The organism is Janibacter corallicola NBRC 107790, assembly GCF_001570965.1.
GTDB lineage: Bacteria > Actinomycetota > Actinomycetes > Actinomycetales > Dermatophilaceae > Janibacter > Janibacter corallicola.
This window is the reverse complement of record NZ_BCSR01000002.1, coordinates 87,451-113,367: the sequence shown is the minus strand read 5'-3', so window position 1 is coordinate 113,367 and position 25,917 is coordinate 87,451. Positions and strand designations below refer to the sequence as shown.

27 protein-coding genes are annotated in these 25,917 nt (G+C 70.9%); 8 read left to right on the top strand and 19 right to left on the bottom strand.

Features of this window, described 5'->3' with window-relative positions; translation table 11 throughout:
• Nucleotides 1-31 precede the first annotated feature (31 nt).
• A complete protein-coding gene (locus tag JCO01S_RS01805) occupies nucleotides 32-688 on the top strand; it encodes an O-methyltransferase (RefSeq protein WP_068249868.1) in 657 nt (218 codons plus the stop codon).
• Between the two features lie 16 nt (nucleotides 689-704).
• On the opposite strand, the gene JCO01S_RS01800 is transcribed toward JCO01S_RS01805, so the two are convergent.
• The 5 genes from JCO01S_RS01800 to dapE form a co-directional block, all read right to left on the bottom strand.
• Nucleotides 705-1,061 (bottom strand): hypothetical protein, encoded by a 357-nt coding sequence (locus tag JCO01S_RS01800; RefSeq protein WP_068249866.1) that lies wholly within the window; start codon nucleotides 1,059-1,061, stop codon nucleotides 705-707.
• 136 nt (nucleotides 1,062-1,197) lie between these two features.
• Nucleotides 1,198-1,371 (bottom strand): DUF3117 domain-containing protein, encoded by a 174-nt coding sequence (locus JCO01S_RS15295; protein ID WP_084342539.1) that lies wholly within the window; start codon nucleotides 1,369-1,371, stop codon nucleotides 1,198-1,200.
• A 99-nt stretch (nucleotides 1,372-1,470) separates the two neighbouring features.
• A complete protein-coding gene (locus JCO01S_RS01795) occupies nucleotides 1,471-1,773 on the bottom strand; it encodes a DivIVA domain-containing protein (RefSeq protein WP_068249864.1) in 303 nt (100 codons plus the stop codon).
• A 3-nt stretch (nucleotides 1,774-1,776) separates the two neighbouring features.
• A complete protein-coding gene (locus JCO01S_RS01790; protein WP_068249863.1) occupies nucleotides 1,777-2,556 on the bottom strand; it encodes an LOG family protein in 780 nt (259 codons plus the stop codon).
• 9 nt (nucleotides 2,557-2,565) lie between these two features.
• Nucleotides 2,566-3,639 carry a succinyl-diaminopimelate desuccinylase gene (gene dapE, locus JCO01S_RS01785; protein ID WP_068249861.1) on the bottom strand — a complete coding sequence of 358 codons (1,074 nt, stop codon included), beginning with the start codon at nucleotides 3,637-3,639 and terminating at the stop codon, nucleotides 2,566-2,568.
• 248 nt (nucleotides 3,640-3,887) lie between these two features.
• Between dapE and JCO01S_RS01780 the strand changes: the two genes are divergently transcribed.
• From JCO01S_RS01780 to JCO01S_RS01770, 3 genes are all read left to right on the top strand, one after another.
• Nucleotides 3,888-4,262, top strand: a complete 375-nt coding sequence (locus JCO01S_RS01780) for a hypothetical protein (RefSeq protein ID WP_068249859.1) — start codon at nucleotides 3,888-3,890, stop codon at nucleotides 4,260-4,262.
• A gap of 65 nt (nucleotides 4,263-4,327) precedes the next feature.
• On the top strand, nucleotides 4,328-5,263 hold the full coding sequence (gene dapD / locus JCO01S_RS01775) for a 2,3,4,5-tetrahydropyridine-2,6-dicarboxylate N-succinyltransferase (protein WP_068249857.1): 936 nt from the start codon (nucleotides 4,328-4,330) through the stop codon (nucleotides 5,261-5,263).
• A 1-nt stretch (nucleotide 5,264) separates the two neighbouring features.
• On the top strand, nucleotides 5,265-6,137 hold the full coding sequence (locus JCO01S_RS01770) for a hypothetical protein (protein ID WP_068249855.1): 873 nt from the start codon (nucleotides 5,265-5,267) through the stop codon (nucleotides 6,135-6,137).
• A gap of 18 nt (nucleotides 6,138-6,155) precedes the next feature.
• Here JCO01S_RS01770 and JCO01S_RS01765 read toward each other — a convergent pair whose 3' ends face one another.
• From JCO01S_RS01765 to fdxA, 3 genes are all read right to left on the bottom strand, one after another.
• Complete coding sequence (locus JCO01S_RS01765; protein ID WP_068249850.1) at nucleotides 6,156-7,439, bottom strand: citrate synthase; 1,284 nt, start codon at nucleotides 7,437-7,439, stop codon at nucleotides 6,156-6,158.
• Between the two features lie 146 nt (nucleotides 7,440-7,585).
• Nucleotides 7,586-8,740 (bottom strand): succinyldiaminopimelate transaminase, encoded by a 1,155-nt coding sequence (gene dapC / locus JCO01S_RS01760; RefSeq protein ID WP_068249848.1) that lies wholly within the window; start codon nucleotides 8,738-8,740, stop codon nucleotides 7,586-7,588.
• Between the two features lie 18 nt (nucleotides 8,741-8,758).
• Entirely contained in the window at nucleotides 8,759-9,085 is a 327-nt protein-coding gene (fdxA, locus tag JCO01S_RS01755; protein ID WP_068249846.1) for a ferredoxin, read from the bottom strand.
• A 145-nt stretch (nucleotides 9,086-9,230) separates the two neighbouring features.
• On the opposite strand from fdxA, the gene JCO01S_RS01750 reads away from it, so the two are divergent.
• Nucleotides 9,231-10,229, top strand: a complete 999-nt coding sequence (locus JCO01S_RS01750; RefSeq protein WP_068249845.1) for a GNAT family N-acetyltransferase — start codon at nucleotides 9,231-9,233, stop codon at nucleotides 10,227-10,229.
• Between the two features lie 4 nt (nucleotides 10,230-10,233).
• Here the strand turns inward: JCO01S_RS01750 and JCO01S_RS01745 are convergent, their stop codons facing one another.
• The 9 genes from JCO01S_RS01745 to JCO01S_RS01705 all read right to left on the bottom strand — a co-directional run bounded on the left by JCO01S_RS01745 (nucleotide 10,234) and on the right by JCO01S_RS01705 (nucleotide 21,244).
• Nucleotides 10,234-11,970, bottom strand: coding sequence for a VanW family protein (locus tag JCO01S_RS01745; protein WP_068249841.1), 1,737 nt, complete (start codon nucleotides 11,968-11,970; stop codon nucleotides 10,234-10,236).
• A gap of 2 nt (nucleotides 11,971-11,972) precedes the next feature.
• Nucleotides 11,973-12,464 carry a flavin reductase family protein gene (locus JCO01S_RS01740; protein ID WP_068249840.1) on the bottom strand — a complete coding sequence of 164 codons (492 nt, stop codon included), beginning with the start codon at nucleotides 12,462-12,464 and terminating at the stop codon, nucleotides 11,973-11,975.
• The gene (gene mshB / locus JCO01S_RS01735) at nucleotides 12,461-13,354 is read right to left on the bottom strand and encodes an N-acetyl-1-D-myo-inositol-2-amino-2-deoxy-alpha-D-glucopyranoside deacetylase (RefSeq protein WP_245634301.1); all 894 of its coding nucleotides are present in this window, start codon (nucleotides 13,352-13,354) and stop codon (nucleotides 12,461-12,463) included. Before mshB ends, JCO01S_RS01740 begins: the two co-directional genes overlap by 4 nt.
• A 17-nt stretch (nucleotides 13,355-13,371) precedes the next feature.
• A complete protein-coding gene (gene typA / locus JCO01S_RS01730; RefSeq protein WP_068249836.1) occupies nucleotides 13,372-15,279 on the bottom strand; it encodes a translational GTPase TypA in 1,908 nt (635 codons plus the stop codon).
• Nucleotides 15,280-15,390: 111 nt separating this feature from the next.
• Nucleotides 15,391-16,539 (bottom strand): ABC transporter ATP-binding protein, encoded by a 1,149-nt coding sequence (locus JCO01S_RS01725; RefSeq protein ID WP_068249834.1) that lies wholly within the window; start codon nucleotides 16,537-16,539, stop codon nucleotides 15,391-15,393.
• On the bottom strand, nucleotides 16,532-17,533 hold the full coding sequence (locus JCO01S_RS01720; RefSeq protein WP_068249832.1) for an ABC transporter ATP-binding protein: 1,002 nt from the start codon (nucleotides 17,531-17,533) through the stop codon (nucleotides 16,532-16,534). The genes JCO01S_RS01725 and JCO01S_RS01720 overlap by 8 nt, the downstream gene beginning before the upstream one ends.
• Before the next feature lie 17 nt (nucleotides 17,534-17,550).
• Nucleotides 17,551-18,534, bottom strand: a complete 984-nt coding sequence (locus JCO01S_RS01715) for an ABC transporter permease (RefSeq protein WP_068249830.1) — start codon at nucleotides 18,532-18,534, stop codon at nucleotides 17,551-17,553.
• The gene (locus JCO01S_RS01710; RefSeq protein WP_068249949.1) at nucleotides 18,527-19,453 is read right to left on the bottom strand and encodes an ABC transporter permease; all 927 of its coding nucleotides are present in this window, start codon (nucleotides 19,451-19,453) and stop codon (nucleotides 18,527-18,529) included. The genes JCO01S_RS01715 and JCO01S_RS01710 overlap by 8 nt, the downstream gene beginning before the upstream one ends.
• Nucleotides 19,454-19,612: 159 nt before the next feature.
• Nucleotides 19,613-21,244, bottom strand: coding sequence for a peptide ABC transporter substrate-binding protein (locus JCO01S_RS01705; RefSeq protein WP_245634300.1), 1,632 nt, complete (start codon nucleotides 21,242-21,244; stop codon nucleotides 19,613-19,615).
• A 317-nt stretch (nucleotides 21,245-21,561) separates the two neighbouring features.
• On the opposite strand from JCO01S_RS01705, the gene JCO01S_RS01700 reads away from it, so the two are divergent.
• Nucleotides 21,562-22,488, top strand: a complete 927-nt coding sequence (locus JCO01S_RS01700; RefSeq protein WP_068249826.1) for a pirin family protein — start codon at nucleotides 21,562-21,564, stop codon at nucleotides 22,486-22,488.
• Nucleotides 22,479-23,168, top strand: a complete 690-nt coding sequence (locus tag JCO01S_RS01695; protein WP_068249825.1) for an alpha/beta fold hydrolase — start codon at nucleotides 22,479-22,481, stop codon at nucleotides 23,166-23,168. The genes JCO01S_RS01700 and JCO01S_RS01695 overlap by 10 nt, the downstream gene beginning before the upstream one ends.
• Before the next feature lie 21 nt (nucleotides 23,169-23,189).
• Here JCO01S_RS01695 and JCO01S_RS01690 read toward each other — a convergent pair whose 3' ends face one another.
• Together JCO01S_RS01690 and JCO01S_RS01685 are read right to left on the bottom strand one after the other, a co-directional pair.
• Complete coding sequence (locus JCO01S_RS01690) at nucleotides 23,190-24,104, bottom strand: universal stress protein (protein ID WP_068249823.1); 915 nt, start codon at nucleotides 24,102-24,104, stop codon at nucleotides 23,190-23,192.
• 42 nt (nucleotides 24,105-24,146) lie between these two features.
• The gene (locus JCO01S_RS01685; RefSeq protein WP_068249821.1) at nucleotides 24,147-24,602 is read right to left on the bottom strand and encodes a deoxycytidylate deaminase; all 456 of its coding nucleotides are present in this window, start codon (nucleotides 24,600-24,602) and stop codon (nucleotides 24,147-24,149) included.
• Nucleotides 24,603-24,674: 72 nt separating this feature from the next.
• Here JCO01S_RS01685 and JCO01S_RS01680 point away from each other — a divergent pair, with 72 nt between their 5' ends.
• A complete protein-coding gene (locus JCO01S_RS01680) occupies nucleotides 24,675-25,883 on the top strand; it encodes an MFS transporter (protein ID WP_068249820.1) in 1,209 nt (402 codons plus the stop codon).
• Nucleotides 25,884-25,917: the final 34 nt, after the last annotated feature.

Here is a 25,917-nt window from a genome sequence, read left to right as displayed (position 1 = left end):
GGGGCCTCCGGGCGGGATAGGCTGCTGTGTCATGACATCCGCCGCCCAGCTGACCAGCCTCGCCTACGCGGAGCAGTTCATCCCCGAGGACGAGGCGCGCGAGTCCGCCCGGACCACGGGCGCCGAGCTCGGTGCGCCCCCGATCGGCTCGGGGGGTGGCGCCGCGCTGCGCCTGCTGGCCGCTGCCTCGGGTGCCCGGCACGTCGTGGAGATCGGCGCCGGCGCGGGCGTCTCCGGGCTGTGGATGCTCGAGGGGATGCCCGAGGACGGCGTGCTCACCACCATCGAGCTGGAGCCGGAGAACGCGCTGCGCGCCAAGCGGTCCTACGCTGCGGCCGGCATCGCGCCGCACCGCACCCGGGTGATCACCGGCCGGGCCCTGGACGTGCTCCCGCGGATGAACGACGCCTCCTACGACCTCGTGCACATCGACGCCGACAAGGAGGGCTACCCCGAGTACGTCGAGCACGCGATCCGGTTGCTGCGGCCGGGCGGGCTGCTCGCGATGGACAACATGCTCTGGCACGACCGGGTGGCCGATCCCGCCGTGCGGGACGAGACGACGACCCTGCTGCGCAACCTCGGCAAGGAGCTGCGGGACGACGAGCGGCTCATCGTCAGCCTGCTGCCCGTCGGCGACGGGCTCTTCGCGGCGGTCAAGCGGGACACCGCGACGCGGCGGCGCTGACTCCCTTCGCCGGCCGTCAGGAGGCCCCGGGGCCGGGGCCGCGACGGAAGCCGGCCGGCCCCTCGGCGATCGCGACGACCTCGAAGTCGTCGATCTCGATCGGGGCGGAGCCGACGATCTCGCTCCCCGGCGAGGTGTCGGCACCGCTGGTGAAGCTCTCCTTGAACTCGTCCCGGTCCTTGGCGGCGTCGAAGACGTAGGTCCCCTCGAACCACTCGCCCTCCCGCATCCGCCAGGTCTTGAAGGCCAGTCCGTCGAGGAACATGAAGTTGGCCATCGAGGTGCCCACGACGTACTCGCGCAGCTTCTGCGCCACGCCCGCGGGTGCGTCGGCGAGCGACCACCGCACGGACAGTCCGTATCCAGCGTTCATCCGATTTCCCCTCGGTCGGGACGACAGTGACCAGCGAACCTTAGTCAGTGGCCCGCCGGTCCGACAGGTCCGTGTCACCACCCGGACGACGAGAGCCCCCGGCACTTCGGGTGCCGGGGGCTCTCGTCGAGTCGAGCTACTTCAGGCCGTCGCAGTTGTCGATCGCGTCGCCGAGCGCGCGGACCTCGTCGGGCGTCATCTCCACGACCAGTCGGCCGCCGCCCTCCAGGGGCATGCGCAGCACGATGCCGCGCCCTTCCTTGACGACCTCCAGGGGGCCGTCCCCCGTGCGTGGCTTCATCGCCGCCATGTGCGCTTCCCTTCGATCCTCAGCTGACCGGGCATCGGTCGGGCGACGCCTGTGCGTCGCCGCGTTGCGGACATTATCCACCCCACGGTCGCTGCCCGCCTAATTGGCCCAAGGGTCACCTGGGGACGGCGGCACCCCTCCCCGGTCGGACTCGAGCTCGGCGATGCGGTCCTGCAGACGGTCGAGGACATCGTCGACCTGGTCCATGCGGTACCCCCGCAGCGCGGTGGCGAAGCGCACGTCCGCGACGTCCTGGGCACGGACCCTGCCCGCGGGCAGACCGTGGTCGGGCGTCGAGGTGACGGGCTCGGCCATCGGGTCGACGCCGACCCGTCCGGTGACCAGGGCGACGGTGGCCACCACGACGACGACGGCGACGAGGGCGACGACGATCCAGACCATGGGTCAGCCCTCGGTCGAGGATTCCGGCCTGACGCGGGCGGACTCCCGCTCGAGGTACTCGATGGCCTCGTCGACGTCGTCGGTCAGGTGCAGCCGATCGACGTCGGCCTCCTTGATCATCCCGCCGGCGAGCACGGTGCCGCGCAGCCAGTCCAGCAGCGGGGACCAGTAGTCGACGCCGATGAGCACGACGGGGAAACTGGTGACCTTGCCCGTCTGGGCGAGGGTGACCGCCTCGAAGACCTCGTCGAGAGTGCCGAAGCCCCCCGGCAGCACGAGGAAGCCCTCGCTGTACTTGACGAACATCGTCTTGCGCGCGAAGAAGTAGCGGAAGTTGATGCCGAGGTCGACGTAGGGATTCAACCCCGCCTCGAAGGGGAGTTCGATGCCCAGGCCGATGGAGGTCCCGCCGGCCTCACGGGCACCCTTGTTCGCGGCCTCCATGGCGCCCGGGCCGCCGCCGGTGATCACGGCGTAGCCGGCCTCGCTCACCCGACGGCCGAGCTCGACCCCGGTGGCGTACCACTCGGAGTCCACGGGTGTGCGGGCGCTGCCGAAGATGCTCACGGCCGGGCCGATCTTCGCCAGGGCGCCGAAGCCCTCGACGAACTCGGCCTGGATCCGCAGCACCCGCCAGGGGTCGGTGTGCAGCCAGTCGGCGTGGCCGCGGTCGTCCAGCAGGCGCTGGTCGGTGGTGGTGCGGGGCACCTGCCGGCCGCGCATGAGGACGGGGCCCTTGTGGTACCAGCGCTCGGATGCGGGAGTGCTCCCTTGATCGCTCACGTGTTGACCCTACGTGAGCCATCTGAGGACGGCGGTCTCGGCGGTCTCGATCTGCTCGACCGGGCAGCGCTCCTCGTCGTGGTGGGCCAGGTTGGGGTCGCCGGGGCCGAAGTTGACGGCCGGGATCCCCAGCGTGGCGAAACGCGCGACGTCGGTCCAGCCCTCCTTGGGGCCGACCGGGACGTCCAGCGCCTCGAGGAAGGAGCGGGCCGCTGGACGGTCGAGTCCGGGGCGGGCGCCCTCGGCGAGGTCGGTGATGCGCAGCCGGCGACCGGGCAGCACCGACTGGACGTAGGCGAGGGCCTCGTCGGCGTCCTTGTCGGGGGCGAAGCGGTAGTTGATCAGGACGGTGCAACGGTCGGGGATGACGTTGCCGGCGATGCCACCGTTGATCCCCACCGCCTGGAGGGCCTCGTGGTAGTCGAGGCCGTCGACGGTGACCGTCTGCTCGGTGTGCTCGGCGAGCGCGGCGAGAACCTCGTGGGCGTCGTGGATGGCGTTGTGCCCGTTCCACGGCCGCGCGGAGTGCGCCGCGATGCCCGTGAGCTCGACCTCGACGCGCATGGTGCCCTTGCAGCCACCCTCGATCGCGGCGGCGGTCGGCTCCATCAGCACCGCGAAGTCGGCCTCGAGCAGGCCGGGGTCGGACTCGGCCAGCAGCGCCAGACCGTTGTACTTCTCGTCGATCTCCTCCGCCTCGTAGAAGAGGAAGGTCAGGTCCCGGCTCGGTGCCGGCAGCAACGCCGCCTTGAGCGCGACCGCGACACCGCCCTTCATGTCGACCGTCCCGCGCCCGTAGAGCACCTCGGCGCCTCCCACCCGCTCGCGGCGCACCGGCAGGTTCGGCGGGTCGGTGAGCGGCACGGTGTCGAGGTGTCCGGCGAGGACGACCCGCTCCTCACGACCGAGATCGGTGCGGGCGACGATCGTGTTGCCCCGCCGGGTCAGGCGCAGGTGCTCCAGCGGGGTCAGCGCGGCCTCGACGGCGTCGGCGATCGCCCCCTCGTCCCGGCTGACCGACTCGATGTCGCACAGCTGCTGGGTCAGGCTCACGACGTCCGCACTCAGGTCCAGGGTCGGCATGGCGCCACCCTAGAACCTGACCCCGGCACCCGGGTGGGACCCCAGGCAGGGGCCCTTCAGCTCCCTACGGCCCGTCATGCGATGCCTCTGCGTGACAGACCACGAGTGATGAGCGAGCAGCCGGTAGGCGAAGGGGGCCCGCGCGGCGGCACGTGCTCGCCGTCCCCAACCACCGGACCACGACCCGCCCCGTCCACAGGACTGACGCAGGTGGCCCACCTCCCCCGTGGCCGCCCAAAGGATGGAGCATGGCGGACCACACGGACGACCCGGAGCCCACCGATCGGGTCGTGGACGCGGAGGCGAGCGGACAGGTCGGGGACAGGGGCGAGGGCGTCGTCTGCCCCATGCCCTGCGAGCGCTGCGACGCACTGGGGCCGGGCGGCTGCGAGGACTGCCTGGACTGCCTGCTGTGGCCGGAGGTGCCACCGGGGCGCTCGACGGGTGGCCCACCGCTGCCCGGGCGGACCTCACCCACCAAGACAGCAGAGCTGCGTGCGGCGCGGACCCGGCTGGCCATCGTGCCCCTCGCCCCGGCTGACGCCACCGAGCTCATCGCCCGGGACGGCGCCCGACGCCCTACGGGCAGGTCACCCGGCACTCGCTCCTGGACCGGCGGATGAACGGCAACGAGGCGGAGTGGACCTGGCGGCACGCCCCACCCCACGAGGTTTCGTAGGATCACCCCATGACCACCACCACGCGCTCCGCCTGGGCCCATGGACTGGCCACCGTGACGACCGAGGGGTCCGTGCTGGACACCTGGTACCCCGAGCCCGCACTCGGCGAGGCACCGCAGGATGCCGCTCCCCCGAAGGAGCTGCAGGCCCTGACCGGCGAGGACGAGGCGCGCCGTGTGCGCGTCGAGGTCGTCACCGTGGGCATCGACCTCGACGCGGCCCCGCAGGGCGCCTCGGACGGCTACCTGCGGCTGCACCTGCTCTCCCACCGGCTCGTCGAGCCCAACAGCATCAACCTCGAGGGCCTCTTCGGCCAGCTGAGCAACGTCGTGTGGACCAACCACGGCCCGTGTGCCGTCGACGGCTTCGAGGCCACCCGCGCCCGGCTGCGCGCCCGCGGCTCGGTGCAGGTGACCAGCATCGACAAGTTCCCCCGGATGACGGACTACGTCATCCCCTCCGGGGTGCGCATCGGCGACGCGGACCGGGTCCGCCTCGGCGCGCACCTCTCCGAAGGCACCACCGTCATGCACGAGGGCTTCGTGAACTTCAACGCCGGCACGCTCGGCACCTCCATGGTCGAGGGCCGCATCAGCCAGGGCGTCGTCGTCGGCGACGGCTCCGACATCGGCGGCGGCGCCTCCACCATGGGCACCCTCTCCGGCGGCGGCACCCAGCGGGTCGCCATCGGCCGCCGCTGCCTCATCGGCGCGGAGGCGGGCATCGGCATCGCCCTCGGCGACGACTGCATCGTCGAGGCCGGCCTGTACGTCACCGCCGGCACCAAGGTCGGGCTGCCGGACGGCTCGATCGTCAAGGCGGCCGAGCTCTCCGGGCGGGACTCGCTGCTCTTCATCCGCAACTCGCTCACCGGCGGTGTCGAGGCGCGCGACCGCGATGGTCAGGGCATCGCGCTCAACGACGCCCTGCACACCAACACCTGAGGTGACCGAGCACGACCGGGCCGGCGACGCCCGACCACGGTCGCCGTGGCCACGGGTCGTCGCGGGAGTCGTGGCGCTCGGCCTCGTCGCCGGCGGCACCTGGGCATGGACCGAACGGGACCGGCTGCGCTTCCTCGTCGGCGGCGAGGAGTGCCGCGCCACCGCCCTCGGCGAGGACGTGAGCTTCACGCCCGACCAGATGAACCACGCCAGCACCATCGTCGCGCTCGGGATGCGGCGTGACCTGCCCGCACGGGCCGGCAGCATCGCCGTCGCCACGGCGATCCAGGAGTCGAAGCTGCGCAATCTCACCTACGGCGACCGCGACTCCGTGGGCCTCTTCCAGCAGCGCCCGAGCCAGGGCTGGGGCAGCGTCGAGCAGCTCCAGGACCCGGTCTACGCGACCAACGCCTTCTACGACGAGCTCACCGCGATCGACGGCTGGCAGGACATGCGCGTCACCGAGATCGCCCAGCGGGTGCAGCGCAGCGCCTACCCGGAGGCCTATGCCGACCACGAGCACGAAGGGCGCACCATCGCCTCGGTCGTGGCCGGCCACTCCCCCGCCGGCATGGCCTGTCGCCTCGACGCACCGAGCGAGCCCGGCCGGCCGGACCTGCTGGTCGCAGCCCTGCGGGAGCAGACCGGTCAGCGGGCGAGCATCTCGGGCGACACCGTCGAGGTGACCGCCTCCGACGAGCGTCACGCGTGGGCCGTCGGCGCCTGGGCCGTCGCGCAGGCCGAGGCCCGCAGCATCACGTCGGTGACGGTCGGGGGCCGCACCTGGTCCCGCGGGGGCGGTGACCCGATGTCCTGGGCAGACGCGGACGACCCGGCCCCATCGGGCCGGGTCGTCATCACGCTGCACCGCTGAGGGTGCCTCAGCTCCCGCTCAGCGCTGGTCCATCGGGACGTAGGAGCGCTCGGTGTAACCGGTGTAGACCTGGCGCGGGCGGCCGATCTTGGTCTCCGGGTCCTTGATCATCTCGCGCCACTGGGCGATCCACCCGGGCAGCCGACCGATCGCGAAGAGCACCGTGAACATCTTCGGCTGGAAGCCCATCGCGGTGTAGATCAGACCGGTGTAGAAGTCGACGTTCGGGTAGAGCTTGCGCTCGACGAAGTAGTCGTCCGCGAGCGCGATCTCCTCGAGCTTGCGGGCGATGTCGAGCAGCTCGCCGCCGCCGGTCTTCTCGAGGATGGTGTCGGCGGCCTGCTTCACGATGGCCGCGCGCGGGTCGTAGCTCTTGTACACCCGGTGGCCGAAGCCCATCAGCCGGACGCCGTCCTCCTTGTTCTTGACCTTGCGCATGAAGGACTCGGCACCGTCGTCGGAGGCCTGGATCTCCTCGAGCATCGAGAGAACCGCCTGGTTCGCGCCACCGTGCAGCGGGCCGGAGAGGGCGTGGATGCCCGCGGAGACCGAGTTGAAGAGGTTCGCGTGGGCCGAGCCGACCATGCGCACCGTCGAGGCGGAGCAGTTCTGCTCGTGGTCGGCGTGCAGGATGAAGAGCTGGTCCAGCGCCTTGACGATCTCCGGGTCCAGCTCGTACGGCTCGGCCGGGAAGCCGAAGGTCATCCGCAGGAAGTTCTCGGTCAGGCTCAGCGAGTTGTCCGGGTAGAGGAAGGGCTGGCCGAGGCTCTTCTTGTGGGCGTATGCCGCGATCGTCGGCAGCTTGGCGAGCAGCCGCACGGTGGAGATCTCGACCTGCTCGTCGTCGAAGGGGTCGAGGCTGTCCTGGTAGAAGGTCCCCAGCGCGGAGACGGCCGAGGAGAGCACCGGCATCGGGTGCGCATCCCGCGGGAAACCGTTGAAGAAGGCCTTGAGGTCCTCGTGCAGCATCGTGTGCCGGCGCAGCCGCGCCTCGAAGTCACCCAGCTGGGCGGCGGTGGGCAGCTCTCCGTAGATGAGCAGGTAGGAGACCTCGACGAAGCTCGACTTCTCGGCGAGCTCGGCGATCGGGTAGCCGCGGTAGCGCAGGATCCCGTTCCCGCCGTCGATGTAGGTGATGTCGGACTTGCACGAGGCCGTGTTGACGTAGCCCGTGTCCAGCGTGACGTTGCCGGTCTCGGAGAGCAGCTTGGAGACGTCGTAGCCGTTGTTGCCCTCGCTGGCCTCGACGAGCGGGAACGTCAGGTTCTTGCCGGCGGCGGAGAAGGTGGCGTCATCAGTCATGCGGTATCAAACCCTTCGTTCGGTGCCGTGCCGCGGAGGTGGTGACCTCGGGCATTCGGATCTACCGTCGAAAATACCCCAGCCGTGTGCTGCGTCACCACACCGGGTCCGTGCCCGGAAGCGGGTGACGTCCGACGGCGGCCGGGTCACGCGCGCAGGCGCGCCGCCCCCTTCGCCACCCGCTCGTCGGTGGCCGTGAGGGCCACGCGCACGTGCCGGGCGCCGCGGGGACCGTAGAACTCGCCGGGTGCGACGAGGATCCCCCGCTCGGCCAGCCGATCCACCGTGCTCCGGCACGGTTCGTCGGCGGTGGCCCACAGGTAGAGGCCCGCCTCGGAGTCCTCGATCCGCATCCCGAAGGCCTCCAGCGCCGGGGCGAGCAGCTCGCGGCGGGCCCGGTAGACCGCCTTCTGCTCGGCCACGTGGCCCTCGTCGCCGAGGGCGGCCAGCAGCGCGCGCTGCACCGGCCACGGCACGATCATCCCGGCGTGCTTGCGCACCTCGAGCAGCCGCCCCACGAGGGCCGGGTCGCCGGCGACGAAGGCCGCGCGGTAGCCGGCGAGGTTGGACTGCTTCGACGTGGAGTAGACGGCGAGCAGCCCCTCGTGGGAGCCGCCCGTGACCCGCGGGTCCAGCAGGCTCGGCGTCGTGGGCAGCTGCTCGTAGGACTCACCGCGCTCCTCCTCGGAGCGCCAGTCCAGCTCGGCGTAGCACTCGTCCGAGGCGACGAGCACGCCACGCCCACGTGCCCAGGCGACCACCTTGGCGAGGTGCTCCACGCCGAGCACCTTGCCGGTGGGGTTGCCGGGGCTGTTGAGCCACAGCAGCTTCGGCGCGCTGGACGGGGTCGTCGGGCCGAAGGCGGTCGTCGCATCGGCCGCGAAGGGGGTGGCTCCCGCCAGTCGCGCACCGACGTCGTAGGTCGGATAGGCCACACGCGGCAGGCCGACGACGTCGCCGGCGCCCAGACCGAGCAGCGTGGGCAGCCACGCGACGAGCTCCTTGGAGCCGATCGTCGGCAGCACCCCGGCCGGGTCGAGGTCGGGGACGCCGCGTCGGCGGGCGAACCAGTCGACGACCGCCTCACGCAGGTCGGGCGTCCCCGCTGTCTGCGGGTAGCCGGGCGCGTCCGAGGCCTCGGCGAGCGCCTCCCGGACCACCGCGGGCGTCGGGTCGGCGGGCGTGCCGACGGACAGGTCGACGATGCCCTCCCCGAGCGCGGGGTCCGCGGAGGTGTAGGCACCCGCCCGCTCCTTGGCGGCGGCGAGCGAGTCCCACGGGAAGTCAGGCAGGGACAGCACGGGTGGCCTCCCGGAGGATCATTCGTCGTGCTCCTGCGGGGGCAGCGCCGCGATGATCGGGTGGTCCTTCTCGATCATGCCGAGCTTGGCGGCGCCGCCCGGGCTGCCGAGGTCGTCGAAGAACTCGACGTTGGCCTTGTAGTAGTCGGCCCACTCCTCGGGCGTGTCGTCCTCGTAGTAGATCGCCTCGACGGGGCAGACCGGCTCGCAGGCACCGCAGTCCACGCACTCGTCGGGGTGGATGTAGAGACTGCGCTTGCCCTCGTAGATGCAGTCGACGGGACATTCCTCGATGCAGGCCTTGTCCTTGAGGTCCACACAGGGCTGCGCGATGACGTAGGTCATGTGACCTTTCCTTCTCGGGGCGGGCATGCGTCCCCGGTCCTGGGACGCATCACTGGGATCATCGTATGCCGGGCGCCGCGCCGGGAGACGGGGGCCCCGCGGGGCCGTCGGGACGTGCAGGACCCCGGCGGCACAATGTGTGTCCATGGACGACCTCCCCATCGGCTCCCGCGTCTCCCTCCGTCGGCGGTTGGCGCCGGAGGAGGTGACCCCCGAGTACTCGATGACGGACGTGACCGGCCAGCTGGTCGACGCCGACGAGACCCACCTGTGGGTCGAGACCCGTCGGGGACGGGTGCAGGTGGCCCGGGCCGACCTCGTCGCCGCCCGGGTGGTCCCGCCACGGCCGGCGCGTCGGGGTGCGCCCCACCGTGCCGTCGGCATCGGCGACCTGCAGCGCATCATGACCAAGGGGCAGCCGGGGATCGAGCAGGAGTGGCTCGGCGAGGAGTACCACGGCTGGCTGCTGCGCTCTGCCGGGAGGTGGACCGGCCGGTCCAACTCCGTGCTCACGGTCGGCGAACCGGGGCTCCCGCTCGAGGAGGCCGTCGCCGCGGTCGAGCACTGGTACGCCGACCGCGAGGCACCCGCCCTCTTCATGCTGCCCCGGCCGACCGGGGCGGGCGCCGCCGAGGACCCGCTCGGCGAGCTGCTGCTCGACCGGGGCTTCGTCGAGAGCCCGCCGGTCGACGTGCTCACCGGCCGGGTGAGCGACCTCGTCGTGGCCGGCGGGCAGCCGCCGGGCCTGCGGCTCGCCACCTCCCCCACCCCCGACGAGGACTGGCTGCGCGGCTGCGGGCCGCGGCTGCAGGAGCACCTCGGGACCGCCCGCCGCGTGCTCACGATCCCCCGCCGGCAGGTCTTCCTCACCGCCCACGACGACGAAGGGGGCGTGGTCGGCGTCGTGCGCGTGGCGATGGACGACGCCTGGGCCGGCGTCTTCGGCCTGCACGTGGCGCCGGAGCGCCGCAGGGAGGGCATCGGTCGCTGGCTCACCCGCGAGGCGGCCCTAGCGATCCAGGCCGCGGGGACCGATCTGGTCTACCTCCAGGTGGAGCGGGACAATGCCCCGGCGCGGAGCCTGTACACGGCGCTGGGCATGGAGGTCCACCACGAGTACGCCTACCTGCGCCCGCCGCGGTGACCGCTCAGCCGGTGCAGACGACCTCGTCCTCGGGGACGTAGTGGGTGAAGAAGTCGGAGGTCTTCACGACCTTGCCGTCGTTGATGAACTGCCGCTTGACGGTGATGTCGAAGCCCGGCGTCGGTGACTGGCTCACGCAGTCGGCGGAGTCATCGACGATGCGCTCCGGTTCGGTGATGTTGCGCCGTTCCCCCATGTCGGCCCTGACGTCGTCGTAGGGCGCCCGCCCGTGGAAGGTCACGGTGACGTCGTCGCCCTCGACGTGGGCCTTGATGAGGATGCCGGCACCGGTGTCGTTGGTGAACTTCTGGTCGACCTCGGGCCAGGAGATCGTCGCCTCGCGCCCCTCCGGGTAGCGCGAGATGTACCAGGAGTGGGGGTGGAACTCCTCGATCTTCGCCCCGGAGAAGAAGACCGCGTTGAAGAGCGTCGTCGACAGCTGCGAGATGCCGCCGCCGTAGTCGTCGACGAGGCGGCCGTTCTCGATGACCGGCGCGGCGTTGTAGCCCTTGGCGGCGGTGCGCTCACCGAGCCGGGCGTTCAGCGAGAAGGTCTCCCCCGGCTTGACGTAGGTGCCGTCGAGGCGGCGGGCCGCGGTGTCGATGTTCTCGGTACGCTCGGCGTCGTCGGTCAGGTGGGTCGTGAAGGTGGAGATCTCCTCCTTCGGGAGGGTCTTGCGGGCCTGCGCGGTGGTGAAGTCCGCGGTCGTGACCCGGGAGTCGATGGTGACCGTGCGCTCCTTCGCGCCCCGGTGGGCCATCGCCTCGGAGACGGTGCCTGCCATCCCCTTCGTCTGCAGGCCGAAGCCCTTCGCCGAGGGCCGGACCCGGTAGTCGTCCTCGCCCTCCCAGGTCACGCTCGCGTCCCGCGCGGGCACGAACTCACCGGACTCCTCGGCGGCCACCTCGACGGCCTCCACGAGCTTTTTGTCGTTGATCCGTGCCTGCAGCTCGCCCTTGGTGGAGTGGACTGAGACGGCGTCGGCCAGCTGCTTCGGCGCGACCCGGAAGGAGATCTCGGCAGCCTCCCCCTTCGCCGTGGGGTCGGTGCTGTGGACGGTGATCGGCCCGGAGAGCAGCGGCTCCAGCTCGTCGCTCACGAAGGCCTCGACCTCGGACTGGGTGATGTCGGCCTCGACCTGCTCCGTGGGGGCGGCGAAGGTCCGCTCCTGCGGCCAGTCCTCCTCGATCTGCTCGGCGAGCTCCTCCTGGTCCACCGAGCGGCCCGGCCTGGCCTTGCTCTGCCGGATGTCGGTCCCCTTGAGCGTGACGGTGCCGTCGACGGGCTTGCGGTCGACCTTCGCGGCGGCCTTGCCGATCGCCGCATCGAGGGCCGTCCGGTCCACCTCGGTGCGGATGGGGCGCTCGGAGCCACCCACCACCCGGTCCACGAGGTCCACAGGGTTGGCGCTGAATCCGGTCAGGCCGGCCACGGACGCCTCGTAGTCGTAGGAGAGCCCCGCCTTCTCCGGGTCCAGCCGGACCTTCTTGGAGCCGGCCGTCACGGTGACCGAGCGGTGCTCCTCCTCGCCGAGCCGGTTCTCCAGCCGCTGCCGGGCCGCGTCCTCGGACAGCCCGCCGACGGCCACACCCCCGATCCTGGTGTCCGAAGGCAGCTTGCCGTCCGCCCACAGCACCGTCGCGGCGTAGGCGCCGGCGACGAGCAGCACGAGGACGAGGCCGATGATGATGCCTCGGCCCCGTCGGCGGCCGTCGTCCATGGTGTCCCCCTGTTGCGTCATCGTCACTCCACGCCCGTGTAGCGGCTTCGGTAGTAGATGAGTGGGTCACCGCGCCGCGGGTCGGCACTGGTGGCCACGACCTCACCGACGACGATCGTGTGGTCGCCGGCCTCGTGCATGTCGGCGGTGCGGCACTCCAGGGTCGCGAGCGCGTCGTCGAGGAGGGCGACACCGAGCTCGCCGCGGTGGTGCGGGATGCGCTCGAGCTGCCCCAGCAACGGCCGGCCCCCGGTGCTCAGCCAGGTCGCCGCCGGCCGGCCCGAGGCCGGCAGGATCGAGACACCCCAGATCCCGGCCTCGCCGACCGAGTCCCGCCAGCTGTTGTCGGTCCCGACGCACACGAGCATCATCGGCGGCTCGAGGGAGACCGAGCACAGCGAGTTCGCCGTCATCGCGTGGTCGTGCTCGTCGGCGAGGGTCGTCACGACCGTCACCCCGCTCGCGAAGTGCGCCATCGCGTTGCGCAGCGTGGTCGGCACCAGGTCCTGGCTCATCGCCGCACCACCAGGGCCTCCCGGCCGCCCTGGGGTGCGCCGGGCAGCGGCTCGCCGGTGCCCGGGTCGAGCAGCGCGTAGCCCTCGCGCCCCGGCAGCAGCGCGGCGATCTCGTTGGAGAGGGCGAAGGTGTGCTCCGGGCCGAGGCTGACCTGGGTGCGGTGGTGCCGCAGCGCGGCGACCTGCCGCTCCCGGGCGCTCTCGTCGCGGACCTCGTGGGTGACGACCGCGTCGTCGACGACCGAAGGGGGGAAGTTCCCCGTCGGCAGGCTCCAGCCGAGTCCCGCCAGGTGGCCCTCGCTCTCCAGCTGCGCGATCCGCTCGCGGTCCTCCTGCGCCCAGGAGCGCGGGGTGAACACCCCGTAGAGGGCGGGGCGGCTCCCTTCGGCCACGGCGGCGACGGCCCGCCGGGTCACCTCGTGGGTGCGGATGTGGTCCGGATGGGCGTAGCCGCCGTGGGAGTCGTAGGTGAGCACGGCGTGCGGCGCGATCTCCTCGATGACCGCGCCGACCGCCGCCACGGCCTCCCCGGAGTCGGAGCCCACCCACGCGCGCGGGTCGCGGGCCGAGGGGGTTCCGGCCATGCCGGAGTCGCGCCAGCGCGAGGCGACCCCGGCTCGGGTGTCCTCCCCGAGGACCCGGTGGTGGGCACCGATCGTCTCCATCGCGCCCCGCAGCTCGTCCCGGCGGTACTCCCCGAGGGTGTCCTCGTGGTCGGCGTCCAGGTGGGCCAGCTCCGGCGGGATGACCTCGCCCTGCTCACCGAGGGTGCAGGTGAGCACGTGCACCTCGTCACCGGCCGCGACGTGGTGGGCCAGCGCCACCCCCGTCGCGAGCGTCTCGTCGTCGGGGTGGGCGTGGACGAAGAGCAGCCGGGCGGCGGAGGCCACGGCCGGCGTCCCGGCGCTCACGAGTTGCGGGCGCGGGCGGCCGCGCGTGCCCTCAGGGAGTGGTCCAGCTCGACCTTGCGGATGCGCACCGCGTCCGGGGTGACCTCGGCGCACTCGTCCTCGCGGCAGAACTCGAGGGACTGCTCCAGGCTGAGCCGGCGGGGCGGGACGACCTTCTCGAAGTTGTCGGCCGACGACGCGCGCACGTTCGTCAGCTTCTTCTCCTTGGTGATGTTGACGTCCATGTCGTCGGCGCGGGAGTTCTCCCCGACGATCATGCCCTCGTAGACCTCGGTGCCCGGCTCGACGAAGAGCGTCCCCCGCTCCTGGAGGTTGACCATCGCGTAGCCGGTCACCGGCCCGCTGCGGTCGGCGACGAGCGACCCGGAGACACGGGTGGTGATCGTCCCGGCCCAGGGCTCGTACCCCTCGAAGACGTGGTGGGCGATGCCCGTGCCACGGGTCTCGGTGAGGAACTCGGTGCGGAAGCCGATGAGCCCGCGCGAGGGCACGAGGAACTCCATCCGGACCCAGCCGGTGCCGTGGTTGGTCATCTGCTCCATCCGCCCCCTGCGGGCGGCGAGGATCTGGGTGACCGAGCCGAGGTGTTCCTCGGGGGTGTCGATCGTGAGCCGCTCGACCGGCTCGTGGACCTTGCCGTCGACCTCCCTGGTGACGACCTGCGGCTTGCCGACGGTCAGCTCGAAGCCCTCGCGGCGCATCTGCTCGACGAGGATGGCCAGCGCCAGCTCACCGCGCCCCTGCACCTCCCAGGCGTCGGGGCGGTCGATGGGCAGCACGCGCAGCGAGACGTTGCCGATGAGCTCGCGGTCCAGACGGTCCTTGACCAGGCGGGCGGTCACCTTCGTCCCGCGGGTCGGGCCGCGCCCGACGAGCGGGGAGGTGTTGGTGCCGATCGTCATCGAAATCGCCGGCTCGTCGACCGTGATGACCGGCAGCGGGATGGGGTCCTCCGCGTCGGCGATCGTCTCGCCGATCATGATGTCGGGGATCCCCGCGATGGCGATGATGTCGCCGGGGCGGGCGGTGGACGTCTCCATCGGCACCCGCTCCAGGCCCTCGGTGATGAGCAGCTCGGTGATCTTCACCCGCTGCTGGCTGCCGTCGGTGCGACACCAGGTCACCTGCTGGCCCTTGCGCAGCTGGCCGTTGAAGACACGCAGCAGCGCCAGCCGGCCGAGGAAGTTGCTCGAGTCGAGGTTGGTCACGTGCGCCTGCAGCGGCGCCTCGTCGTCGTAGGAGGGCGCCGGGACGGTCTCCATGATCGTGCGGAAGAGCGGCTCCAGGTCGCTGCCGCCCGGCAGCTCGCCGTCCGCGGGGCGCTCCATGCTGGCCACGCCGGCCTTGGCCGAGGCGTAGACGATCGGGAACTCCAGGGCGGCCTCCGGGTCGGCCGCCTCGTCGCTGAGGTCCATGAACAGCTCGTAGACCTCGTCGACGACGCCCTCGATGCGGCTGTCCGGGCGGTCGACCTTGTTCACGCAGAGGATGACCGGCTTGCCCGCCGCGAGCGCCTTGCGCAGCACGAAGCGGGTCTGCGGCAGCGGCCCCTCGGAGGCGTCCACGAGCAGGACGACGCCGTCGACCATCGACAGGCCGCGCTCGACCTCGCCGCCGAAGTCGGCGTGGCCGGGGGTGTCGATGATGTTGATCGTCACGCCGTCGGGGGCGCCGTGGGCGGCCGCGGAGGGGCCGTTGTAGTGGATCGCCGTGTTCTTGGCGAGGATGGTGATGCCCTTCTCCCGCTCCAGGTCACCCGAGTCCATCGCCCGCTCGTCGACGTGGTCGTGCTCGCCGAAGGCGCCCCCCTGCCAGAGCATCTTGTCCACCAGGGTGGTCTTGCCGTGGTCGACGTGGGCGACGATCGCGACGTTGCGCACGTCGCTGCGAGAAGTCAGGGGCATGATCGCGATTGTCTCAACAGGGTGCCATGTCGCCCAAATGGAGACACCACGGCAGCGCGAAGGGGGTGCCCCACCGGTGATCGGTGGGGCACCCCCTTGCGGAGCGCCGGCTCAGGCGCCGGCGGTGGAGGTGTCCACGGACGGGCCCCCGGGCTCGGTGCCCTGACCGGCGGCGAGGGCGTCATCGTCGTCCCGCTCCCCCTGGCCGGCGAAGAGGCTGTCCCGCTTCGCCCCCGAGACGTCCTCGGTCTCGACGATCGTGCGCGGCTCGGCGAAGTGGCACCGGGAGAGGTGCTCCCCCGCGCCGTGCGGACGCAGGATCAGCTCCGGGGTGGGGTCCTCCTTGCAGATGTCCTGCGCCTTCCAGCAACGGGTGTGGAAGCGGCACCCGGCCGGCGGGTTCGCCGGCGAGGGGACGTCGCCCTGCAGGACGATCTGGTCCCGCTGCCCCCGCAGCGTCGGGTCCGGCACCGGCACCGCGGAGAGCAGCGCCTGGGTGTAGGGATGGGTGGGCCGGGAGTAGATGTCGTCCTCGTCGCCGACCTCGACCATCCGGCCGAGGTACATCACACCGACGCGGTCGGAGATGTGACGCACCACCGAGAGGTCGTGGGCGATGAAGACGTAGGACAGGCCCAGCTCGTCCTGGAGCTTCTCCATCAGGTTGATCACCTGCGCCTGGACGGAGACGTCCAGCGCCGAGACCGGCTCGTCGCAGATGAGCACCTTCGGGTTCAGCGCGATCCCGCGGGCGATGCCGATGCGCTGGCGCTGGCCACCGGAGAACTGGTGCGGGTAGCGGTTGATGTGCTCCGGGTTGAGCCCGACGAGCTCGAGGAGCTCCCGGACCCGGTCCTTGCGCTTGTTCCGCGGGACGACGTCGGTGTGGATCGCCAGCGGCTCGCCGACGATCTCACCGACGGTGTACCGCGGGTTCAGCGAGGTGTAGGGATCCTGGAAGACGATCTGGATGTCGCGGCGCATCCGACGCATGGTCGCGCCGCGCTGGGCGTGCATGTCCACGCCGTCGAACTCGACGCTGCCCTCCGTGGGCTCCTCCAGCCGCATGAGCAGCCGGCCCAGGGTCGACTTGCCGCAGCCGGACTCACCGACGATGCCGAGGGTCTCACCCTTGTAGAGCTCGAAGTCGACGCCGTCGACCGCGCGGACGTGGCCGACCGTGCGGCGGAGCACGCCGCCCTTGATCGGGTAGTGCTTCTTCAGGCCGGTGGCCTTGAGGATGACCTCGTTCTCAGGCATCGAGCACCTCCTTGCTGAAGTGGCAGGCGGACTGCCGGTTCGGCCCCACGTCCAGCAGCTCCGGGTCGTCCGTGCGGCAGACGTCCCGCGCCAGCACGCACCGCGGGTTGAAGGCGCAGCCCGGGGGGATGCGGGTCAGGTTCGGCGGGAGGCCGCCGATCGCCGAGAGCGTCTGGCCCTTCTGGTCCAGCCGCGGGATCGACTCCAGCAGGCCCTTGGTGTACGGGTGGGCCGGCTTGCTGTAGACGTCCTCGACATCGGCACGCTCGACGATCCGTCCGGCGTACATGACCGCGATCCGGTCCGCCACGTCGGCGACGACACCCAGGTCGTGGGTGATGAGGATCAGGCCCATGTTGTGCTCCTCCTGCAGCTCCTGCAGGAGGGACATGATCTGGGCCTGGACGGTCACGTCCAAGGCGGTCGTCGGCTCGTCGGCGATGAGCACCTTCGGGTCCAGGGCGATCGCCATGGCGATCATGATCCGCTGGCGCATGCCGCCGGAGAACTGGTGCGGGTAGGCCTTGACCCGCTCCCGGGCGGCGGGGATGTTGACCCGCTCCATGAGACGGATGGCCTGGTCGTAGGAGTCCGAGCGGTTCATCCCCCGGTGGATGCGGAACATCTCACCGATCTGCCACCCGACCGGGAAGACCGGGTTCAGCGAGGAGAGGGCGTCCTGGAAGATCATCGAGACCCCCGGACCACGCCCCTTGCGGCGCTCCTCGTCCGGCATCGTCAGCAGGTCGCGCCCCTGGAAGAGGACGCGCCCGCCCGTCAGGTGGGCCGGGGGCGTGTCGAGGATGCCCATGATCGCCTGCGCGGTCACGGACTTGCCCGAGCCGGACTCACCGAGGATGGCCAGGGTCTCCCCCTCGTCGAGGGAGAAGTCGACGCCGTTGATGGCCTTGGCCACGCCCTCGGGGGTGCGGAACTCGACGTGCAGGTCCTCGACCCGGAGCAGGCGCTCGTCGTCGGTTGCTTCTGTGCTCATGTGCTCACTCACGTGTCTCACCGCCGCTTCGGGTCGAAGGCGTCGCTGATCGCGTCACCGAACATGATGAACGCCAGGACGGCCAACGAGAGGAAGAGGGCGGGGAAGAAGAGGATGTAGGGCTCGGTGCGCAGCGCGATCTGGGCGTCGGTGATCATCACGCCCCAGGAGACGGTCGGGGGCCGCAGCCCGATCCCCAGGTAGGACAGAGTCGCCTCGACGCTGATGAAGACTCCGAGGTTGATCGTGCTGACCGCGATGACCGGGGCCATCGCGTTGGGCAGGATGTGCCGCCTCGTGATCCGCAGCGGGGAGGCGCCGAGGGCCCGCGCCGCCTGGACGTAGTCGTTGGGCTTGACCTGCAGCACCGAGGAGCGCATCAGACGCATGATGCTCGGCCAGCCGAAGAGCCACAGCACGAGCACGACCTGGAAGATCACCCCGAAGTAGCCCTGGATCGGGATCCCGAGGAAGGTCTCCTCCTCCTGCATCGCGGCGAGGAAGATGATGCCGGCCAGCAGCAGCGGGATGGCGAAGAAGATGTCGCCGAACCGGCTGATGAGGGTGTCGGCCCAGCCGCCGAGGTAGCCGGCGAGCAGGCCGAGGAAGCTGCCGAGGACCATCGTCCCGAGTGCCGCGAAGACGCCGACGAGGATCGAGGCACGCGCCCCGTAGATCACCCGGCTGTAGATGTCGTAGCCCTGCCGGTCGGTCCCGAACCAGTGCTGCGCACTCGGGTCCTGCACGGCGCGGCTGAGGACGCCGTAGTGCGGGTCCTGGTTGGTGAAGAGGGAGGGCCAGATCGCCATGATGACGAAGATGACGACGAGGACGCTGGAGACCCAGAAGAGCGGGTTGTGCCGCAGCGCCCGCAGCGCGTCCGCGGTCAGCGACCGGGCCGAGACGGCGTCGTCGGCCGGGCGCACCAGCCCCTCCCCCGGGGTCTCCCGCTCGGGGCCGGGTGCCTCGGTCTCGAGATCCTGCATGTTCTTCTCAGTCATGGCTGATCCTGGGGTCGAGTACGCCGTAGAGCAGGTCGACGATGAGGTTGACGATGAGGTAGACGATGACCAGCGCGGTCACCGCGCCCACGACGGCCATGCCGTCCCGGTTGTGGATCCCCTCGAAGATGTAGCCGCCGACGCCGTGGATGTTGAAGATGCCCTCGGTGACGATCGCGCCGCCGAGCAGGGCGCCGAAGTCGTATCCCATGAAGGTGATCACCGGGATCATCGAGTTGCGCAGCGTGTGCACCCCGATGATGCGCCCCTGGGAGAGCCCCTTGGCCTTGGCGGTGCGCACGTAGTCGGACTTGACGTTCTCACCGATGTTGCTGCGCATCAGTCGGGCGATGTAGGCCATCGACAACGAGCCCAGGACGACACCGGGCAGCAACAGGCTCATGAAGGTCGGATCGGACCCGACGAGCGCGGGGACGATCTCCAGGTTCAGGCCGAGGACGTACTGCAGCACGAAGCCGGTGACGAAGATGGGCACCGAGATGACGATGAGGGTGCTCACGAGCACGAGGTTGTCGATGAATCCGCCCCGCCGCAGGCCGGCGAGCACGCCCGCGGCGATACCGATGACCCCCTCCACGATCAGGGCCAGGACCGCGAGCTCACCGGTGACGGTGAAGCGGTTCTTCAGGTCCTCGGAGACCGGGATGCCGTACTGGTTCTCGCCGAAGTCGCCCTGGAGCACGTTGCCCATGTACTTGCCGTACTGGATCACCAGCGGGTCGTCGAGGTTGTACTTCTCGTTGAAGGCCGCCACGTAGGCGGGCGGGCAGGGACGTTCACCACACTTGCCGGCCGTGGGGTCCCCCGGCATGGCAAAGACCATGGCGTAGATCAGGAACGTGGCCCCGATGATGACCGGGATCATCTGGAGCAGTCGCCGGATGATGTATTTGCTCACGTTCACCTCCTTGTAAATTCGGGTGCCACCGCTCTGGGGCGCCGGCAGAGGGTAACCCATTGCCTTGTGCGGCAACGGCCCTCTCGTGGGAAGGCCGTCGGCCGGCCACGTGGGTGGCCGGCCGACGGCGGGTGCGCCGGTCCTGGACCAGCGGCTGGATCAGTTGACGGTCACCTCGTTGAGCACCGGGTTGCCGAAGGGGTCGGACTTGACGTTGTCGACGTCGTCGGACCAGCCCATGATGGCCTTGCCGTACCACAGCGGGATGGCGACCATGTCCTTCTCGAGGACCCGCTCAGCCTTCTGGTAGAGCTTGTTGGCCTCCTCCTGGTCGTCCGCCGCTGCAGCCTGCTTCAGCAGCTTCTCGAACTCCGGGTTGTCGTACTGGTAGTAGTTCGAGGACGCGCCCTTGCTGAAGATCGGGGTCAGGTAGTTCTCGATCGAGGGGTAGTCCATGACCCAGCCCATGCGCCACATGCCCTTGAGCTCGTTCTTGCCGAGCTTGGTCAGCATCGTCGCGAAGTCCACCGTCGGGGTGGCGACGCAGTTGATGCCGATGTTGTTCTTGATCTGGTTGCAGACCGCCTCGGTCCACTCCTTGTGGCCGCCGTCACCGTTGTAGGTGAGCTCCAGCTTGCCGTCGTAGCCGCCACCCTTCTTGAGCAGCTTCTTGGCCTTGGCCGGGTCGAAGGTGCAGTACTCGCCGCACTGTCCCTTCTTGAAGCCGTCGACCACGGGGGAGACCACGCCGGTGGAGGGCTCGTAGGCGCCGTCGAAGATCTGCTTGGTGATCGTCTTGCGGTCGATCGCCATCGAGATCGCGCGCCGGACGTTGACGTCGGAGAGCTTCTTGTCGACGTGCGGGTTCATCCCGACCCACTGCGAGGTGGAGTTCGGCTCCTCGAGGTACTTGCCGTCGCCGAGGTCGGACTTGAACTTGTCGCCGACGAGGGCGTTGCTCGGGACCTGGTCGATGATGTCGATCTCGCCGCCGAGGAGAGCGGTGTAGGCCGCCTCCTGGGTCTTGAAGATCTTGAAGGTGATCTTGTCGGCCTTGCCGCCGAACTCACCGGAGTAGTCGTCGAACTTGCTCAGCTTGATCGACTGGTTCTTGGTCCAGGAGTCGAACTTGTAGGGGCCGGCGGCGACCGGGTTCTGGCCGGCCTTCTCCGGGTCCTTGAAGAAGGAGTCCGGCTGCGGGGCGAAGGCGGTGTAACCCAGGCGCAGCGGCAGGTTGGAGACCTTCTCGGTGGTCTCGATGGTGAAGGTGTGGTCGTCGACGACCTTCAGGCCGCTCAGCTTCTTGCTCTTGGCCTTGTTGCCGCTGCCCTTGCAGGGGTCCTCCTCGTCGTCACCGGTGCACTGGGTGTCCGCATAGCCCTTGATGGGCTCGAAGAAGTAGGAGCCCTGCTGCGCGTTCGGGCCGTAGGCGGTGTAGTTCCAGGCGTCGACGAAGTTCTTGGCCTTGACCTCGGTGCCGTCGTGGAACTTGTAGCCCTTCTTGAGCTTGACCGTGAAGTGCTGGTTGTCCTTGGTGTCGATGGACTTGGCGATGTCCATCTCCGGCTCGGCGGTCTTGGAGTCGTAGTGGATGAGCTTGGCTGTGATGGTGTCCAGCACGTTGCCGCCACAGGTCTCGGCCGTGTTGCCCGCGACCAACGGGTTCTCCGGGGTGCAGCCGTTGACGACGACCTCGCCGCCCGAGCCACCCTCGCCGCCGCCACCGTCATCGCTGCTGCCGCCGCACGCGGTCGCGAGGAGCGCGACCGCCGAGATACTGGCAACTGCCATCGAGCGAGACTTCACTCGCATGGATGTCCTCCTACGTCTGCCGCCCGTGGGCGGGTGAACCGGCGTCACCGGCTTCTCCCGGCTCCACCTCCTGGTGAGCAGCGCATCAGCGGCTGCTCGGAACATCTAAGACCCGTTGGGCGTTGAAGACCACGACTAGGTGTGGGGTGAGACACAACTGTGACTCTTTGGTGACCTGACACCGACTCGTCGCAGGAGATGCAGGGTTATCCCTCGAATCGCGAAAACCTTGCGGTCGGGGTACCTCGAGGCGATGGCCGTGAGCCCCAGCGCTCCGGGTGGGTAGCATCGCCGGTGTGAGCGACCTGCAGATCGTGGCGCCGCGGGAGGTTCCCCCGGGACACCCCTCCGGGGTGGCGGCCTCGCGCACGCTCCCTTCGCGCCACCGGCGTCACGTCGGTGCCTGGTGCCTGCTGGACCACTACGGCCCCCACGAGGTCCCCGCCGGCGGCCTCGAGGTGCCGGTCCACCCGCACACCTCGCTGGCGACGGTCTCGTGGCTCTTCTCCGGGGAGCTGGAGCACGGCGACTCCACCGGCAGCCGCGCCCTCGTCCGCCCCGGCGAGCTGGGCCTGACCACCTCCGGCCGCGGGGTGAGCCAGTTCGAGCGCTCCGCGCCCGGCGCCGAGACGCTGCACGGTGTCCGGCTGTGGTTCGTGCTGCCCGAGCACCTCTCCGACACCGAGCCGGGCTTCGTCCACCACGTCCCCGAGCCGATGTACGTGCCGGGTGGCATCGCCTATGTCTTCCTCGGGCGGCTCCTGGACATCGAGTCACCGGTCCTCACCCCCACCCCGCTGCTCGGTGCCGAGCTGCTCCTGGACGCCGATGCCGAGATCGTGCTCGACGTGCCGACGGGCCACGAGCACGCGGTGCTCCTCGACGCCGGCGACGTCACCCTCGCCGGCGACCCGGTCGGTCCCGGCGAGGTCGGCTACCTCCCACCCGGCCGGGAGCAGCTGCGGCTCACCTCGGCCGGAGGCTGCCGGGTGCTCGTGCTCGGCGGCGAACCCCTGGCCGAGCCCATCGTCATGTGGTGGGGCTTCGTCGGGCGCAGCCACGAGGAGATCGTGCTGGCCCGCGAGGCCTGGCTGGCCGAGACCGGACCCGAGCCGCCGGCCGAGCGGCGCTTCGGCCCCGTCCCCGCCGGCGCGCCGGGGCCGATGCCCGCGCCCTCGCTGCCTGGAGGACGGCTGCGACCGAGGAGGCCCGCATGCCGATGATCACCCCCCGCGCCAGGACGGTCTTCATCCACGGGCGGGGGCGCAGCGGCGCCCGGGCCTGGCCGCTGCCGGCGCAGGAGGCCGCCCCGGACCACGTCTTCCTGGAGCGCACCGGCACCTCGGACCAGCCCGAGCGCGACGCCGACCGGGTCATCGACCTGCTCACCACCCCCGGTCACGTCGTCGGGCACTCCTACGGCACCGTGACCGCGGTGCTGGCCGCCCAGCGGCGCCCCGACCGGCTGCGCAGCCTCGTGCTCATCGAGCCCGCCTGCTACGACCTGGCCCGCGGCGGCCGCTACGTCGAGCGGCACGTGCGGGCGATGGCCCCCGTCTTCGCCGTCGCCGACGACCCGGATGTCGACGGGCCGGAGTTCCTCGCCCGCTTCGCGGCCGGCATGGGCGATGCGCCGCCCGACCTGGACACGGACAAGGCCGAGCAGGTCGCCGCCCGGATCCGCACCACACCCGCGCCCTGGGAGGTGGACCTGCGCGGCGACACCCCCAGGATCGTGCCGACGCTCGTCATCACCGGCGAGGAGCGCAGCATGTACGAGGAGGTCGCGGCCGCGCTGGCGGCGAAGGGAGCCGAGCGCCTCGTCCTCCCCCGCGCCGGGCACCGCCCCCAGGACACCGAGGAGGGCATGGCGGCGATGCGGGACTTCTGGGCCCGGCACTGAGCCGCCACCCGCGGCCTCGCCTCAGCCGCGGTGGTGCAGCACCGCCACGGGGCAGGTGGCCAGGGCGAGCACCCGCTGGGTGACCGAGCCGAGCAGCATCCCCCGGAAGCCGCCGCGGCCACGGGAGCCGATGACGACGAGGCCCGCGCCGTCGCCGACGCTCGTGATCGACTCGGCGGCCCGCCCGTGCATGACCCGCACCTCCACCGGCACCTCCGGGTACTGCGCGCGGATCGCGGCGATCGTGTCCTGGGCCATGGCGCCGTAGCGGCGCTCCACCCGCTGCCACTGCTCCGTGTCGGGCTCGGTGACGACCACCCCGTCGACGACCTCGACGTTCCACGAGGTGACGGTCGTGACCGATCCGCCGAGGGCCCGGGCCGTGTCCATCGCGAACTCGAAGGCGAGTCGGCTGTGCTGGCTGCCGTCGACGCCGACGACGATCCGGCCGTCACCCGCGAGCGAGGCCCCCTGCGGGACGAGCACCACGGGGCACGGTGCGTGCGCGACGACGCTGAGCGAGGTCGTCCCGAGGACGACGCGCTCGGCGCGGTTCTTGCGGGCGGACCCCACGACGAGCTCGTGCGCGCCCTCGGACGCCGTGATGATCGCGCCGGCCGGTGACCCGGTCGGCATGGCAGAGGTGAGGGCGAGGTCGGGGTGGTCCCGGGTCACGATCTCCCGCGCGTCCGTGACGACGCGGGTCGACTCCTCCTCGACCTTGTCCACGATGTCGGGGCTGGTGAGCAGCTCCCCGTACGCGGACAGCGGTGTCCCGAGGTCGACGGCGTGCACCAAGTGCAACGGGGCGCCCAGGTCACGCGCCCGGGTGGCCGCCCAGGCCAGGACCGCGGGGTCGCGGTGGCTGCCGTCGAGACCGGCGACGATCGCGCCGGCCGGTGTCGGGGTGTCATCGATGCTCACTTCGTCGACCATGGTCGCAGCATCCCATCCCCCACCGGGCCGCGGAAGGGGAACTCACCAGTCGGTGAGTCCGTGCCGGTCGAAGTCCCCGCCCGGCCACACCGCGCGCACGATCCCCGCCGCCGCCAGCGCCTTCCGGCACCCCGGGCAGGGCTGGTCCGTGATGTAGGCCGTGGCCCCCTTCGTGTCCCTCGTGGCGAAGAGCAGGGCATTGACCTCGGCATGGATGGCGATGCAGAAACCGGGGGTCCCGGGCCGGTCGTAGTCGCCCAGTCCCGGGACCGTGTCGTAGTCCAGCCGCCCACGGGGGCACGCGCCCTCGAGGCAGTCGGGCTCGCCGGGCGCAGCGCCGTTGTAGCCGGTCGCGATGATGCGGTGCTCGATCGTCAGCACCGCACCGACCCGGCGGCGGGTGCACTTGGCCCGGGCCGCGACGGCGTCGGCGATGCCGAGGAAGTACTCGTCCCAGCCGGGGACCGGCGCGGGCGGGACGGCGGGTGCGCTGGTCATCGCCGGTGATCCTACGGGCTGCCCCGCGGGACGGATGTGCCGACCAGTGCCTGTGGGTGATAGACACCGGACGTGAGCAGCCAGGACGTTCCGGGGACGAATCCCCGCTTCGGCGTGTGGCTGACCTTCCTCGCGGTCGCGCTCATCTCGGTCAACCTGCGCCCCGGGGCGACCTCCATCGGGCCGCTGCTGGAGGAGGTCGGCCAGACCCTGGGGATGGGCAGCGCCGCGGCCGGCGCGCTGACCTCGCTCCCCGGCCTGACCTTCGCCGTGGCCGGTGCCGGCGCGGTGGCGCTGGCCCGGCGGGTCGGTCTCTCCCGGGGCATCATGTTCGGCCTCGTGGCGATGGTCCTCACCCTGCTGATCCGGGTCACGACGGACTCCGCGGCGATCTTCCTGCTGCTCTCCACCCTCGGGCTGGCCGGCATGGGGCTGGGCAACGTCCTCGTCCCGGCGTGGATCAAGCGCCACTCGAACGGCCGGCGCGAGGTCCAGCTCATGACCATCTACAGCATGGGGCTGACCGTGGGCGGCGCCGTCGCACCGCTCATCGCCACGCCCGTCGCCCACTCCCTCCCCGGTGGGTGGCGCCCCGCCCTGGGCCTGTGGGGCGTGGTGGCCTTCGTGGCGCTGCTGCCCTGGCTTGTCGTCGCCGCCCGGGACCGGGTGCACCGCCGCACCGACACCGAGACCCCCAGCCTGCGGCTCGGCCGCTCCCCCACCGCGATCGCCCTGACCGCACTCTTCGGCATCCAGTCGGCCAATGCCTACATCCAGTTCGGGTGGCTGCCGCAGATCTACCGGGACGCCGGCATCTCCCAGGCGACGTCCGGGGTCTACATGTCGATCGTGACCGGGATGGGCATCATCGGGGGCCTGATCATGCCGACGATCATCGACCGGTCGCCGGACATCTCCCGGTGGATGATCGCCTTCGGCGGCTTCGCCTCGCTGGGATACCTCGGCCTGCTCCTCGCCCCCGCCTCGGCGCCGTGGCTGTGGGCGATCCTGCTCGGCATCTCGGGCTTCGCCTTCCCGGCGGCGATCGCGCTCATCACCGCGCGCAGCCGGCACTCGCACGTGACCGCGCAGCTGTCCGGCTTCGTCCAGCCGGTGGGCTACCTGCTCGCCGGTGTCTTCCCCTTCATCATCGGCCTGCTGCACGACAGCACCGGCGGCTGGGCCGTGCCCCTCGTCGTGCTGATCCTCCTCGGGCCCGGCATCACGATCTCCGGGCTGCGGGTCTCCCGTCCGGTCTTCGTCGACGACGAGGTCGGCTGAGCCGGATCGGCGCGGGTCAACGGGCGAGCCGGGG

Excerpts from the sequence above, each read along its gene's own strand:
- JCO01S_RS01800 (WP_068249866.1), bottom strand. The coding sequence starts at position 1,061 with ATGAACGCTGGATACGGACTGTCCGTGCGGTGGTCGCTCGCCGACGCA.
- JCO01S_RS01725 (WP_068249834.1), bottom strand. The coding sequence starts at position 16,539 with ATGCCTGAGAACGAGGTCATCCTCAAGGCCACCGGCCTGAAGAAGCAC.
- JCO01S_RS01795 (WP_068249864.1), bottom strand. The coding sequence starts at position 1,773 with ATGGTCTGGATCGTCGTCGCCCTCGTCGCCGTCGTCGTCGTGGTGGCC.
- JCO01S_RS01690 (WP_068249823.1), bottom strand. The coding sequence starts at position 24,104 with ATGGTCGACGAAGTGAGCATCGATGACACCCCGACACCGGCCGGCGCG.
- JCO01S_RS01715 (WP_068249830.1), bottom strand. The coding sequence starts at position 18,534 with ATGACTGAGAAGAACATGCAGGATCTCGAGACCGAGGCACCCGGCCCC.
- typA (WP_068249836.1), bottom strand. The coding sequence starts at position 15,279 with ATGCCCCTGACTTCTCGCAGCGACGTGCGCAACGTCGCGATCGTCGCC.
- fdxA (WP_068249846.1), bottom strand. The coding sequence starts at position 9,085 with ATGACCTACGTCATCGCGCAGCCCTGTGTGGACCTCAAGGACAAGGCC.
- JCO01S_RS01805 (WP_068249868.1), top strand. The coding sequence starts at position 32 with ATGACATCCGCCGCCCAGCTGACCAGCCTCGCCTACGCGGAGCAGTTC.
- JCO01S_RS01705 (WP_245634300.1), bottom strand. The coding sequence starts at position 21,244 with ATGGCAGTTGCCAGTATCTCGGCGGTCGCGCTCCTCGCGACCGCGTGC.
- dapD (WP_068249857.1), top strand. The coding sequence starts at position 4,328 with ATGACCACCACCACGCGCTCCGCCTGGGCCCATGGACTGGCCACCGTG.
- JCO01S_RS01720 (WP_068249832.1), bottom strand. The coding sequence starts at position 17,533 with ATGAGCACAGAAGCAACCGACGACGAGCGCCTGCTCCGGGTCGAGGAC.
- JCO01S_RS01745 (WP_068249841.1), bottom strand. The coding sequence starts at position 11,970 with ATGACGCAACAGGGGGACACCATGGACGACGGCCGCCGACGGGGCCGA.
- JCO01S_RS01685 (WP_068249821.1), bottom strand. The coding sequence starts at position 24,602 with ATGACCAGCGCACCCGCCGTCCCGCCCGCGCCGGTCCCCGGCTGGGAC.
- JCO01S_RS01740 (WP_068249840.1), bottom strand. The coding sequence starts at position 12,464 with ATGAGCCAGGACCTGGTGCCGACCACGCTGCGCAACGCGATGGCGCAC.
- JCO01S_RS01695 (WP_068249825.1), top strand. The coding sequence starts at position 22,479 with ATGCCGATGATCACCCCCCGCGCCAGGACGGTCTTCATCCACGGGCGG.
- JCO01S_RS15295 (WP_084342539.1), bottom strand. The coding sequence starts at position 1,371 with ATGGCGGCGATGAAGCCACGCACGGGGGACGGCCCCCTGGAGGTCGTC.
- JCO01S_RS01750 (WP_068249845.1), top strand. The coding sequence starts at position 9,231 with ATGGACGACCTCCCCATCGGCTCCCGCGTCTCCCTCCGTCGGCGGTTG.
- JCO01S_RS01780 (WP_068249859.1), top strand. The coding sequence starts at position 3,888 with ATGGCGGACCACACGGACGACCCGGAGCCCACCGATCGGGTCGTGGAC.
- dapE (WP_068249861.1), bottom strand. The coding sequence starts at position 3,639 with ATGCCGACCCTGGACCTGAGTGCGGACGTCGTGAGCCTGACCCAGCAG.
- JCO01S_RS01765 (WP_068249850.1), bottom strand. The coding sequence starts at position 7,439 with ATGACTGATGACGCCACCTTCTCCGCCGCCGGCAAGAACCTGACGTTC.